Raw genomic sequence first — 12,202 nt, forward strand, 5'->3', positions numbered from 1 at the left:
CCAGGCCGGCCGCTTTTCAGTCCGCGTACGGGTAGACCACCACGCGGTTGCGGCCCTGTTCCTTGGCCATGTACAGGGCCTTGTCGGCCAGCCGCAGCGCCTGCTCGGCATCGACATGGAAGCTGGGGAAGTGGGCCACGCCCAGCGACACGGTGATGGTGCCGACCGGCTCGAACGGATGATCGGCGATGTGCTGGCGCAGGCGCTCGCCGGCCTGGCGCGCCGAGTCGGTACTGATGCCCGGCAGCAGCAGCAGGAATTCCTCGCCACCGGCACGGCAGAGGATGTCGCTGTCGCGCGAGTAGCGGCGCATCTGGTCGGCGATATGGACGATGGCGGCGTCACCGACGTCATGGCCGTGGCTGTCGTTGATCGATTTGAAGCGATCGATGTCCAGCGCCAGGATCGCGAACGGAATGCCCTGCACCTGCAGCGCATCCAGCGCCTGCTGCAGGCCGCGGCGATTGAGCAGGCCGGTCAGCGGATCGGTACGGTTGGCGCGGTTGAGTGTGCCAATGCGGTCCTGCAGGGCGTTGAAGCTGTGCAGGACCGCCTGCTTGAGCTGGGCAACCTCGAAGTACCATGCGCGGATGCCGCTGACGTGGTTGATCGCGCTGCCGGTGTCCTCGCCACCCTGCACGTTGCGCGCCAGCTGCCACAGCGGCATCGAGATGCGCCGGGCGAACCACCAGGTGATCAGCAGTGACAGCAGGCCGAGCGGGATCGCGTTCCAGATCACCGCGGTCATCAACCGTGACAACGGCTGCAATGTGGCCTCGGTCGGCCGCTGGGCGATGATGCCCCAACCAGTGGCCGGTACCGGCGCGTAACCGGCCAGCATCGACACGCCCAGGTTGTTACGGACCTGCTGCGCGCCGCGCTCACCGCGCACCACCGCCTTCACCGCCGGGTTGCCGACCACGTAGTCGCCGACCCGCTTGCTGTCGGCGTGGTACAGCAGGCGGCCATGGCGGTCGACCACGTACAGGTAGGAGCCGTCGCGGTAGTAGTGCTTGCCCAGCAGCGTATGCAGCGCGCTGCGCTGGCGCAGGTACAGGGTGCCGCTGACGTAGCCGCGATAGTGGCCCTGGCGGTCGAAGATCGGGTGCGACAGCGAGACCAGCAGCTTGCCTGTGGTCGACTGGTACGGGTCGCTGATCATCGGCTGGCGTGCAGCCAATGCGGCATTGTTGCCGACGCTGTGCAGGATCTCGCCCTGCAGCTGCAGGGTCTGCGGCGAGGTGGCGATCACCAGGCCGTCGGCGTCCACCACCAGCGAGGAATTGAAGCTGTTGGTCTGCAGCTGCAGGCGGCTGGCCTCGTCCTGCGCCTGTGCCGGATCGAGGTCACTCTGGCCGAGCCGGGTGGCGGCGTAGGCCAGCTCCTGCTGCGCGGCCAACAGGAAGTTCTGGGTGGTCTCGGCCAGCTTGGTGGCATAGACGCGGTTGGCTTCCAGGGTATTGCCGACCAGCTGGTCGCGCTGCACGCGGTAGCTGGCCAGCAGGGTATTGGCCAGGGCGATGATGGCGCTGAGCAGGGCCAGGGCGAGGATCAGCTTGCCCAGGTTGAGGCGGGGAGACAGCGTTCGCATGCGTCGACGGATCCGGCAGGAGGCTGGACCCGACCGGTTCTCCGGAAGGGGCGACAGCGGAATCGGTGGCCACGCCCGCAGGGCCGGGCAGGGTATCGGGCGGATTATCGCCAAAAGTCGGCGGCGGCAAAGTGAAGTGGGTCGCCCTGCAGGCAAAAAAAAACCTGCCGCAGCGAGCTCGGTGCCAGGACGCGTGGGCGCAGGGTCAGTCTGGCTGGTCAAGGAAATCTACAACTATTCGCATGGTACCTGCCCCCGGGAACTGAAAGCATGGTGCGTTTGGAGGATGCACGTTCATGCGATTTCTGCTGCAGAGCTTGAGGGTTCTTCCTTGCGCAACCCATCGAGGCCACTTTGTCGAATCCCATCTTTCGCGGGTTCGCATGCACCTGAATGCCGGTGACCATGCTTCGGCCGAGGCCGTGATGGCGGGGGTGCCGGCTGAAACCCATGAGCACCTTGTCTGGCGCTTGTCGGTGGAACGTCGGGTTGGTCGATGGATCAAGACGTGGACGCAGGCGTTGCCACAGTCCTCTCACCCTCTACTGGTTTCTGCATATGCGGAAATCAACAAGGCATGGTCAGTCCGCGGTGAGAGCTACGCAGCGGATATCCCGATGTTGCGGCGACGCAGATACCCCGGGATCATGATGCAGGCATATCGGAAGCTCTCGGACATCGTGGCCCAGGAGCCTGGCAATGCAATGGCGTTGGCTGGCCTGATTCACTGTGACGTCGTGGTCGGCACCGGTGACGGAAACAGGGATGACTGGCTCAATGCGGCGATGGCGGCCGAGCCGTTCCATTGCCCTTCGATCGTGCAGTATGCGAGAGGGACATGGCAGCGCTGGGGAGGCGAGCCGGATGATCACTTTCGATTTGCCGATTGGGTGGTTGAGAACGCGCCCGCTGGCAGCTGCTCGCACATCGTGGCTGCACAAGCGCTGCTGGATGATGCCCTGACCGTGGCGGACGGCTTCAGCTCAATGCGAGGAATCTCCCGCCATCTCGGAAACGAGACAACCGCTGCGTGGCTACGCCGCGCAATACTGAAATGGGCCGGTGCCACGCCGGAAACCCTGGAGTGTCGTCTGCGGGACATTGCATCCCTTCATGGCGACAGCTATCACGGGATCTGCATGGAGACATTTGCATTTGCGGCGTATCTCGCGGGTGCCAAAGATGAGGCCCGCCAGCTGCTGATCGCATTGAGGGGGCGATTGCAGGCTGATGTATGGGAGATGCTCTTGCCGTCCATTCCCGGCTGGCTGGCTGCCGTTGGCCTCAGGCATCGGGCGGCGCACCTGGCGCATGATCGCATCTGTCGTGATCTGGAGTTGGACCCGCGGCAGATCTGCCGATAGCTCCATGGTGCCCACGGACGGGGACGCTGGTTCCAATGAAGAGGCCCCGCATCGCGGGGCCTCTTCTGGTTCCATCTATGCCGTGGATCAGCGCTTCATCGAGCCGAAGAACTCGTCGTTGGACTTGGTGTTCTTCATCTTGTCCAGCAGGAACTCCATCGCGGCCATTTCATCCATCGGATGCAGCAGCTTGCGCAGGATCCAGATCTTCTGCAGCAGTTCCGGCTCGATCAGCAGGTCTTCGCGGCGGGTGCCGGAACGGTTGATGTCGATGGCTGGGAACACGCGCTTTTCAGCGATACGGCGGCTCAGGTGCACTTCGCTGTTGCCGGTGCCCTTGAACTCTTCGTAGATCACCTCGTCCATCTTCGAGCCGGTGTCGACCAGCGCGGTGGCGATGATGGTCAGGCTGCCGCCTTCCTCCACGTTGCGCGCGGCACCGAAGAAGCGCTTCGGGCGGTGCAGGGCGTTGGCGTCCACACCACCGGTCAGCACCTTGCCCGAGCTCGGCACCACGTTGTTGTAGGCGCGGGCCAGACGGGTGATCGAGTCGAGCAGGATCACCACGTCCTTCTTGTGCTCGACCAGGCGCTTGGCGCGCTCGATGACCATTTCGGCCACCTGCACGTGGCGCGCGGCCGGCTCGTCGAAGGTCGAGCTGATGACCTCGCCGCGCACGGTGCGCTGCATTTCGGTCACTTCTTCCGGGCGTTCGTCGATCAGCAGCACGATCAGGTGCACGTCCGGATGGTTGGTGGTGATGGCAGTGGCGACCTGCTGCATCATCATCGTCTTGCCGGCCTTCGGCTGGGACACGATGAGCGAGCGCTGGCCCTTGCCCTGCGGCGCCATCAGGTCGAGGATGCGGCCGGTAATGTCTTCCGACGAACCGTTGCCACGCTCCAGGGTGAAGCGGCGGCGCGGGAACAGCGCGGTCAGGTTCTCGAACAGCACCTTGTTCTTCGACGCTTCGATCGGCTCACCGTTGATGGTGTCGACGATGTTCAGCGCGAAGTAGCGCTCGCCGTCCTTCGGGAAGCGGATGCGGCCGGAGATGTGGTCGCCGGTGCGCAGGTTGAAGCGGCGGATTTGGCTGGGCGAGATGTAAGTGTCGTCCGGGCCGGCCAGGTAGCTGGCTTCGGCCGCGCGCAGGAAGCCGAAGCCGTCCGGCAGGATTTCCAGCACGCCATCGGCGGCAACGCCGTCGCCGTGGCGGGTCAGCACCTTCAGCAGGGCGAAGATCACGTCCTGCTTGCGGGCACGGGCCACGCCTTCGGAGATCTGCAGCTGCTCGGCGATCTCCAGCAGCTTCTGTGCCGGCATGCGCTTGAGGTCGCTCAGCGAGTAGACCGGGAAGCCCTCGGGCACGTTGGCGTGCGGGCGCGGCACGAAGGGCTGCTGCTCGCCGCCGTCCTGCGGCATGCCGTCATCGCGGCCACCGCGGTTGCGGTCGCGGTCGCGACGGTTGCGGAAACGGTCGCGGCGATTGCCCTGGCCCTGCTGGCCGTTCTGGTTGTAGGGGTTGTTGTTCTGACCCTGGCCCTGGTGCTGCCCACCGCCCTGGTGGTTCTGCTGGCGCTGTCCGGATTCGCGGCCTTCGCCACCCTCACCGCCGCCGGAGGCGGGGGCTTCAGTGGCAGGCGCGCTCGGCGCGGGGGCGGCTGCAGCCGGTGCCGGCGCTTCGGGCGCGGCTGCCAGCGGCAGGGTCGGTTGCGCCGGAGCGGCGCTGGTTTCGGCGGCTGCCGGGGCGGCGGCCTTGCTCACTCGGGGCTTGCGCACGCGCTTTTCGGCGGGCGCATCGGCGCTGCCGGTTTCGGAAGTGTTATCGGACAAGAGCGTTATTCCTCGCTTGAAGGTGCGAGCGCCCGGCTGGGGCGGCGAACGTTGGGAATGGGTCTGGAAGAAACTGCGTCCAGAGGGTGCGGCACGCGAGCGCGGCCGGATATGCCGACACTATCATCGGCCTGCGGCGGCATGCAAGGGTCGCCGGGAACAGCATTCATGATGGACGCGGGGCGCCCGCCGGCAGCCGCGGGCGGCGGCTGCCGGGAACAGCAGGATCAGGCCAGGGCCTTGTCCAGCAGGCCGGCCAGCTGGGCCTTGCCCACCGCACCGATCTGCTCGCCGACCTTCTCGCCGTCCTTGAACACGACCAGGTACGGAATCGAACGCACGTGGTACTTGGCGGCCAGTGCGCGGTTGTGGTCGACGTTGACCTTGGCGATCTTGGCGCGGCCCTGGTAGGCATCGGCCAGTTCGTCCAGCGCCGGGGCGATCATCTTGCAGGGGCCACACCACTCGGCCCAGAAATCGACCAGCACCGGTTCCTTGGAATTCAGCACTGCGCTATCGAAGTCGGCGTCGCCGACATGTACAACCTTGTCGCTCATCTTGGTTTCTCGTCTTGGATTGCACCCGGCCATGCCGGAGGTGGGTGAACTGGGCCATGCCCGGTGGCGCGACCCTCGTCGTTGCCTCGCGGCGCACTGCCGCGGTGCGTTCGGCGGGATGCCTGGACGCTCACGGCCGGCAGTGTACCCCTATCGCAGGGCAGGGACAGGCGCCGGTTGGAACCCAGCGTATCGTGATCGCTTCGATGGCCGGTATGTGTCGGATTTCACTGTCTTCCTGTACATGGGGCTGGCAGTGGGCGACACCAGCGAACCCGGGCAGGCCGTTCAAGTCCGGTGTGGCTGGGTGAAGGTGGCGTCTCTGGATGCCATGAGACGCTGCATTCCGGTTTGCCTGCCCGAGTGCGGTAAACTGGGGCATTGTGCGGCGCGCGGACCGGTGGTCCCAGCCTGCCAACCCGCCGCAGGGGCCGCAGTTTGCGACGGTGCCCCTAGACGATGAAGTGCCAGCCGCCCCACGGGCCGGCGGCCATACCAAGACGGACTCATGAGCGACAAACCGCTGACCGATTTGACCTTCTCCTCCTTCGAGCTGCATCCGGCCCTGCAGGCCGGCCTTGAAGGAGCCGGATTCACCCGCTGCACCCCGATCCAGGCGCTGACCCTGCCGGTCGCGCTGCCCGGCGGTGATGTTGCCGGCCAGGCCCAGACCGGCACCGGCAAGACCCTGGCCTTCCTGGTCGCTGTCGTGAACCGCCTGCTGACCCGCCCGGCGCTGGCCGACCGCAAGCCGGAGGATCCGCGTGCGCTGATCCTTGCCCCGACCCGCGAACTGGCCATCCAGATCCACAAGGATGCGGTGAAGTTCGGTTCCGACCTGGGCCTGCGTTTCGCGCTGGTCTACGGCGGCGTGGATTACGACAAGCAGCGTGAGCTGCTGCAGCAGGGCGTGGACGTGATCATCGCCACCCCGGGCCGCCTGATCGACTACGTCAAGCAGCACAAGGTGGTCTCGCTGCATGCCTGCGAGATCTGCGTGCTGGACGAAGCCGATCGCATGTTCGATCTGGGCTTCATCAAGGACATCCGCTTCCTGCTGCGCCGCATGCCGGAACGCACCATCCGCCAGACCCTGCTGTTCAGTGCCACCCTCAGCCATCGCGTGCTGGAGCTGGCCTACGAGCACATGAACGAGCCGCAGAAGCTGGTGGTCGAAGCCGAGACCATCACCGCTGCGCGCGTGCGCCAGCGCATCTATTTCCCGGCCGACGACGAGAAGATCCCGCTGCTGCTGGGCCTGCTGTCGCGCAGTGAAGGCGCGCGCACCATGGTGTTCGTCAATACCAAGGTGTTCGTCGAGCGCGTCGCCCGCTCGCTGGAAAAGGCCGGCTACCGCGTCGGCGTGCTGTCCGGCGACGTGCCGCAGAAGAAGCGTGAGAGCCTGCTCAACCGCTTCCAGAAGGGCCAGCTGGAAATCCTGGTGGCCACCGACGTGGCCGCGCGTGGCCTGCACATCGACGGCATCAAGTACGTCTACAACTACGACCTGCCGTTCGACGCCGAAGACTACGTGCACCGCATCGGTCGTACCGCGCGCCTGGGCGAAGAGGGTGATGCGATCAGCTTCGCCTGCGAACGCTACGCGATGGGCCTGCCGGACATCGAGGCCTACATCGAGCAGAAGATCCCGTCCGAGCCGGTCACCAAGGAACTGTTGACGCCGCTGCCGCGCCCGGAACGCCCGGCCCCGGCTGCTGGCGAGGAAGGTGAGGAGAACGAGAGCGTCGGCCAGATCTTCCGTGAAGCGCGCGAAGCCCGCGCCGCTGAAGAAGAGCGCCGTGGTGGTGGTCGCAGTGGGGGCCGCTCCGGCGGTGGCCGTGGCGAGCGTCGCGACGGTGAGCGCAGCGGCGAGCGCCGTTCGCGTGGCCCGCGCAAGCCGCGCGTGGAAGGCGAGCAGGTTGCAGCTGCCCCGGCCGAAGGTGCTGAAGCCGCTGTCGCCCAGGCTCCGCGTCCGCCGCGCCCGCCGCGCGCCGAGGGCGCGCCGGAAGGCGCCGTGGATGGCGAACGCAAGCCGCGCAAGCGCCGTCGTCGTCGCCACGGCCGTCCGGTCGAGGGTGGCGAGGGTGTGCAGGCCAACGCCGGCAACGGCGCCAGCCCGGTGACCCCGGTGCAGGTGGTGGCCAAGCCGGTGCGCACGGCGGCCGACAGCGGCGATTCGTTCCTGACCCGCATCGGCCGCAAGATCCGCCGGATGCTGTCGGGCAGCTGATCGGCGCTGCCGATCAGCGGGTAGCACCCGACCGCTGGTCGGGTGGCTTTGAACGGTAGTGCCGGCCGCTGGCCGGCAACCCACATGGCTGCCGGCCAGCGGCCGGCACTACCTATCGCGCGACCGTCTCCACGAGGTCGCGCCGCTCCTGCATAATCGGGGCATGAGTGTCCTGCGCTTCGACAATGTCAGCAAACAGTACGCCGGTGGCCACGAGGCGCTGATCGATGTCAGCTTCGAGGTCGCGCCGGGCGAGATGCTGTTCGTCACCGGCCATTCCGGTGCGGGCAAGAGCACCCTGCTCAAGTTGATCCACCTCGACGAGCGGCCCAGCCGCGGCGCGGTGGTGTTCGACGAGCGCAACCTGCTGAAGGTGCGCGGCGGCGACGTGCCCCGCCACCGACGCGCGGTGGGCGCGGTCTACCAGGACCACCGGCTGCTGATGGACCGCTCGATCGCCGAGAACGTGGCGCTGCCGCTGATCCTGCGCGGCACCCGCCGTGGCGACATCAGCAAGCGCGTGCGCTCGGTGCTGGAGCGGATGGGCCTGGGCCATCGCGAGAAGGCGCTGCCCTCGCAGCTGTCGGCCGGCGAGCAGCAGCGCGTGGGCATCGCCCGCGCCATCGTCGGCGAGCCCAAGCTGCTGGTGGCCGATGAGCCGACCGGCAACCTCGACCCGACCCTGGCGGCGGAGATCATGGCCCTGTTCGCCGAGCTGCCCTCGCGCGGCACCAGCGTACTGGTGGTCAGCCACGACCTGCCGCTGCTGCGCCGCATGCGCAAGCGCGTGCTGATCCTCGACCATGGCCGGCTGGTGGATGACATCTCGCCGCAGGACCTGGCGGAGTAACCGATGGCGAAGAACGAAAACAGCGAAGCCGCCGCCCCCTCACGCGTGGGCGTCTGGTTCCAGCACCACGTGCACAGCGTGGTGTTCAGCCTGGGCCGCGCCTGCCGCAAGCCATGGGCGACCCTGCTGACGGTGATGGTCATGGCGCTGGCGCTGGCGCTGCCGCTGGGCCTGTCGATCGCGCTGGACAACCTCAAGCAGTTCGCCGGCAGCGTGCAGCAGTCGCGCGACATCAACGTGTTCCTGAAGGGCAACGTCGATGCACCCGGCGCGCTGCGCCTGGCCGGCCAGCTGCGCGACCGCGACGACGTGGCCGAAGTGAACGTGCGCACGCCCGAGCAGGGCCTGCAGGAACTGCGCGATGCCGGCCTGGGTGAGGCGATCGACGCACTCAACGACAATCCGCTGCCTTCGCTGCTGGTGATCACTCCCGGCCAGGGCAAGGACGACGCACGCCTGGCGCGCGCGCTGGAAAGCCTGCCCGAGGCCGATCTGGTGCAGCACGATGCGCTGTGGCGCCAGCGACTGGATGCCTGGCTTGCCTTCGGTGCGCGGCTGGTGCAGGTGCTGTCGGTCCTGCTCGGCGCAGGTGCCGCGCTGGTGGTCGGCAACACGGTGCGCCTGGACATCCAGGCCCGCCGCGAAGAGATCGGCGTGCTGCAGCTGCTCGGCGCCAGCGATGGCTTCATCCGCCGCCCGTTCCTGTACCTGGGCGCGTGGTACGGCCTGGGCGCCGGCGCGGTGGCGCTGGCCCTGATCGGCGCTGCAGGTGCCGCCCTGCGCATGCCGCTGGCCGAACTCTCGCGCAGCTACGGCAGCCCGTTCGTACTGCACGGCCTGGACCTGCTGCACGGCGGCCTGGTCCTGCTCGGCACGCTGCTGCTGGGTTGGCTGGGCGCCTGGCTGGTCACCGGCCACTTCCTCCGCCAGACCCGCCCGACCGACACCTGAGACCGGCATGCAACCGCAAGCGCTGAAACACCTTGAAGGGCCCGCGACGCGGGTGATGGTGGTCGATGGCTCGAAGCTGGTGCGCAAGCTGATCGCCGACGTCCTGCAGCGTGACCTGCCGGGCGTGGAGGTGATCGGCTGCGACAGCATCGAGGACGCACAGCAGGCGCTGGCACAGGGGCCGGTGGACCTGGTGACGACCTCGCTGACCCTGCGCGATGGCGACGGCCTGGCGCTGGCGCGGATGGTGCGCGAAGCGGCCGGCCAGGCCTATGTGCCGGTGATCGTGGTCTCCGGCGATGCCCAGCAGCACCTGGAGCAGCGCCGCTTCACCGAGTACGTCACCGACTATTTCGACAAATCGCTCGGCCATGAAGCACTGGCGACCTTCATCCGCGGCTACGTGCAGCCGCAGACCATCCCCGGTGCCACCATCCTCTATATCGAGGACAGCCGCGTGGTGGCCGAGGCCACCAAGCGCATGCTGGAACGCCAGCAGTTGAACGTGCTGCACGTGGTCAGCGCCGAAGAAGCGTTCACCCTGCTCACCGCCGAGTCGCTGGGCCGCAGTCGCCACCGTATCGACCTGGTGCTGACCGACGTCACCCTGAAGGGCGAACTGAGTGGTCGCGACGTGGTGCAGCGCGTGCGCGTGGATTTCGGCTACGGCAAGCGCCGCCTGCCGGTGCTGGTGATGACCGGCGATGGCAACCCGCACAACCAGACCGGGCTGCTGCAGTCCGGTGCCAACGACCTGGTGCTCAAGCCGATCGAAGAACGGCTGCTGGTCACCAAGGTGCTGTTCCAGCTGAGGCTGGCCCGATTGAACGATGGACCTCTGTTGCGATGATGGATGAAGTAGCCGACACCCCGACGATCCAGCTGGAACCGAGCTGGAAGCAGCATGTCGGCGATTACCTGTTGCAGCCGCAGATGCGCGAGCTGTCCAGCTTCCTGCGCCAGCGCAAGGCCAGTGGCGCGGCGGTGTTCCCGCCCGGCCCGCAGATCTTCGCCGCGTTCGACGCCACGCCGTTCGAGCAGGCGAAGGTGGTGATCCTCGGGCAGGACCCGTACCACGGTCGCGGCCAGGCACATGGCCTGAGTTTCTCGGTGCCGCCGGGCGTGCCGGTGCCGCCGTCGCTGCTGAACATCTACAAGGAGATCGAGAGCGATCTCGGTATCCCGCGTCCGGACCACGGCTGCCTGATTCCGTGGGCGCAGCGTGGCGTGCTGCTGCTCAATGCGGTGCTGACGGTGGAAGAGGGCAAGGCCGGTGCGCACCAGGGTCGTGGCTGGGAAGGCTTCACCGACCACGTGGTGGATGTGCTCAACCGCGAGCGCGAAGGGCTGGTGTTCATGCTCTGGGGCGCCTATGCGCAGCAGAAGGGCAAGGTGATCGACACCCGCCGCCATCGCGTGCTGAAGTCGCCGCATCCGTCGCCGCTTTCGGCCCATCGGGGCTTCCTCGGCTGTCGTCATTTCTCGATGGCCAACGAGTACCTGCAGCGCCGCGGCCAAGCCCCGATCGACTGGTCGCTGCCGCCGCGCTCGGCACTCTGAGGGCCGGCGGGCCGCTGGGCCTGAACAGCGGGCAACGTTCCCGGGCCTGAATGGGCCTTCAGAACGGCCCGTTCAGCTCCGCTTGACCGGAATCGGCCGCTTTACGGCAGGTAATTGCTTGAATTCCAAGGGATTGTGAATCCCGAAAAGCGTGCTCGCCACTGTCATCAAATCGCGCTACGGTAGGGCTCTGTTTGGGACCAGTGTTGCATCAATGGGACGCTGGAACTTTTTCCTCCTTTAGCAGTCCAATTGCCGGACTGCTAAGATGGGTGCCTATGAGCCAGAACACCTCTACTGCCCTTGTGGCAAACAATCTCCCGATTCCCAGTGCGCTCGGTTCGCTGGACGCCTACATCGGTGCCGTGCACCAGATCCCGGTGCTGTCGGTCGATGACGAACAGGACCTGGCCCGTCGCTTCCGCGACGGCAACGATCTGGACGCCGCCCGCGAGCTGGTGCATTCGCACCTGCGCTTCGTGGTGCACGTGGCCCGCGGTTACAACGGCTACGGCCTTGCCCTGGGCGACCTGATCCAGGAAGGCAACATCGGCCTGATGAAGGCGGTCAAGCGCTTCGACCCGGACATGGGCGTGCGCCTGGTCTCCTTCGCCGTGCACTGGATCCGTGCAGAGATGCACGAGTTCATCCTGAAGAACTGGCGCATCGTGAAGGTCGCCACCACCAAGGCGCAGCGCAAGCTGTTCTTCAACCTGCGCAAGTCGAAGACGCGTCTGGGCTGGATGAACGCGGCGGAAGTGAGCGCGGTGGCCAAGGACCTGAACGTGTCCGAGCGCGAAGTCATGGAAATGGAGTCGCGCCTGTCCGGCCGCGATATCGGTTTCGACGCGCCGACCGACGAGGACAACGAACACGCACCGCCGTCGCCGGCTGCGTTCCTGGTTGCCGATGACGAAGACCCGTCGATGGCCTACGAGCGCGAGGACAGCGAAGACAACCAGATGCAGCTGCTGCGCGAAGGCCTGGCCGAACTGGATGCCCGCTCGCGCGACATCATCCGCCGTCGCTGGCTGGACGCCGACAGCAAGGTGACGCTGCAGGAGCTGGCCGACGAGTACGGCGTGTCCGCCGAGCGTATCCGCCAGGTTGAGGCGAACGCGCTGAAGAAGATGAAGGCGCTGTTCACCGCGTAAGCGGGAAGGCGTTGGAATGAAGAAAGGCCCGGCGGTGATGCCGGGCCTTTTTGTTTTTGGAGCGCATCCACGCATGGCGTGGATCAATCCTGACGCCAGGGCGGCAGCTGCG

The 12,202-nt window shown here is 66.7% G+C and carries 10 protein-coding genes; 7 read left to right on the forward strand and 3 right to left on the reverse strand.

The genetic code is table 11. The features are described from left to right. Positions 1–16: 16 nt before the first annotated feature. A complete protein-coding gene (locus tag VG556_RS12705; protein ID WP_100450697.1) occupies positions 17–1,591 on the reverse strand; it encodes a sensor domain-containing diguanylate cyclase in 1,575 nt (524 codons plus the stop codon). Positions 1,592–1,887: 296 nt separating this feature from the next. Here VG556_RS12705 and VG556_RS12710 point away from each other — a divergent pair, with 296 nt between their 5' ends. Beyond that, complete coding sequence (locus VG556_RS12710; RefSeq protein ID WP_049439328.1) at positions 1,888–2,955, forward strand: hypothetical protein; 1,068 nt, start codon at positions 1,888–1,890, stop codon at positions 2,953–2,955. Between the two features lie 87 nt (positions 2,956–3,042). Here VG556_RS12710 and rho read toward each other — a convergent pair whose 3' ends face one another. Then, a complete protein-coding gene (gene rho / locus VG556_RS12715; RefSeq protein ID WP_046429862.1) occupies positions 3,043–4,788 on the reverse strand; it encodes a transcription termination factor Rho in 1,746 nt (581 codons plus the stop codon). A 227-nt stretch (positions 4,789–5,015) separates the two neighbouring features. Continuing rightward, a complete protein-coding gene (gene trxA, locus VG556_RS12720; protein WP_005411275.1) occupies positions 5,016–5,345 on the reverse strand; it encodes a thioredoxin in 330 nt (109 codons plus the stop codon). A gap of 508 nt (positions 5,346–5,853) precedes the next feature. Here trxA and rhlB point away from each other — a divergent pair. The 6 genes from rhlB to rpoH all read left to right on the forward strand — a co-directional run bounded on the left by rhlB (position 5,854) and on the right by rpoH (position 12,090). Continuing rightward, entirely contained in the window at positions 5,854–7,575 is a 1,722-nt protein-coding gene (gene rhlB, locus VG556_RS12725) for an ATP-dependent RNA helicase RhlB (RefSeq protein WP_049439326.1), read from the forward strand. A 163-nt stretch (positions 7,576–7,738) separates the two neighbouring features. Beyond that, positions 7,739–8,425 carry a cell division ATP-binding protein FtsE gene (ftsE, locus tag VG556_RS12730; protein ID WP_014648630.1) on the forward strand — a complete coding sequence of 229 codons (687 nt, stop codon included), beginning with the start codon at positions 7,739–7,741 and terminating at the stop codon, positions 8,423–8,425. 3 nt (positions 8,426–8,428) lie between these two features. After that, positions 8,429–9,376 (forward strand): permease-like cell division protein FtsX, encoded by a 948-nt coding sequence (ftsX, locus tag VG556_RS12735; RefSeq protein ID WP_032961674.1) that lies wholly within the window; start codon positions 8,429–8,431, stop codon positions 9,374–9,376. 7 nt (positions 9,377–9,383) lie between these two features. After that, positions 9,384–10,226, forward strand: coding sequence for a response regulator (locus tag VG556_RS12740; protein WP_019660837.1), 843 nt, complete (start codon positions 9,384–9,386; stop codon positions 10,224–10,226). Beyond that, the gene (gene ung / locus VG556_RS12745) at positions 10,223–10,936 is read left to right on the forward strand and encodes a uracil-DNA glycosylase (RefSeq protein ID WP_006397704.1); all 714 of its coding nucleotides are present in this window, start codon (positions 10,223–10,225) and stop codon (positions 10,934–10,936) included. Before VG556_RS12740 ends, ung begins: the two co-directional genes overlap by 4 nt. A gap of 278 nt (positions 10,937–11,214) precedes the next feature. Beyond that, complete coding sequence (gene rpoH / locus VG556_RS12750) at positions 11,215–12,090, forward strand: RNA polymerase sigma factor RpoH (protein ID WP_005411269.1); 876 nt, start codon at positions 11,215–11,217, stop codon at positions 12,088–12,090. The last annotated feature ends 112 nt before the right edge of the window (positions 12,091–12,202 follow it).

The organism is Stenotrophomonas sp. CASM106 (assembly GCF_049384825.1).
Taxonomy (GTDB): Bacteria; Pseudomonadota; Gammaproteobacteria; order Xanthomonadales; family Xanthomonadaceae; genus Stenotrophomonas; species Stenotrophomonas muris.

Bases quoted from the DNA above. Each gene is read 5' to 3' on its own strand.
- VG556_RS12740 (WP_019660837.1), top strand. From the start codon at position 9,384: ATGCAACCGCAAGCGCTGAAACACCTTGAAGGGCCCGCGACGCGGGTG.
- rhlB (WP_049439326.1), top strand. From the start codon at position 5,854: ATGAGCGACAAACCGCTGACCGATTTGACCTTCTCCTCCTTCGAGCTG.
- ftsE (WP_014648630.1), top strand. From the start codon at position 7,739: ATGAGTGTCCTGCGCTTCGACAATGTCAGCAAACAGTACGCCGGTGGC.
- rpoH (WP_005411269.1), top strand. From the start codon at position 11,215: ATGAGCCAGAACACCTCTACTGCCCTTGTGGCAAACAATCTCCCGATT.
- ftsX (WP_032961674.1), top strand. From the start codon at position 8,429: ATGGCGAAGAACGAAAACAGCGAAGCCGCCGCCCCCTCACGCGTGGGC.
- ung (WP_006397704.1), top strand. From the start codon at position 10,223: ATGATGGATGAAGTAGCCGACACCCCGACGATCCAGCTGGAACCGAGC.
- trxA (WP_005411275.1), bottom strand. From the start codon at position 5,345: ATGAGCGACAAGGTTGTACATGTCGGCGACGCCGACTTCGATAGCGCA.
- VG556_RS12705 (WP_100450697.1), bottom strand. From the start codon at position 1,591: ATGCGAACGCTGTCTCCCCGCCTCAACCTGGGCAAGCTGATCCTCGCC.
- VG556_RS12710 (WP_049439328.1), top strand. From the start codon at position 1,888: ATGCGATTTCTGCTGCAGAGCTTGAGGGTTCTTCCTTGCGCAACCCAT.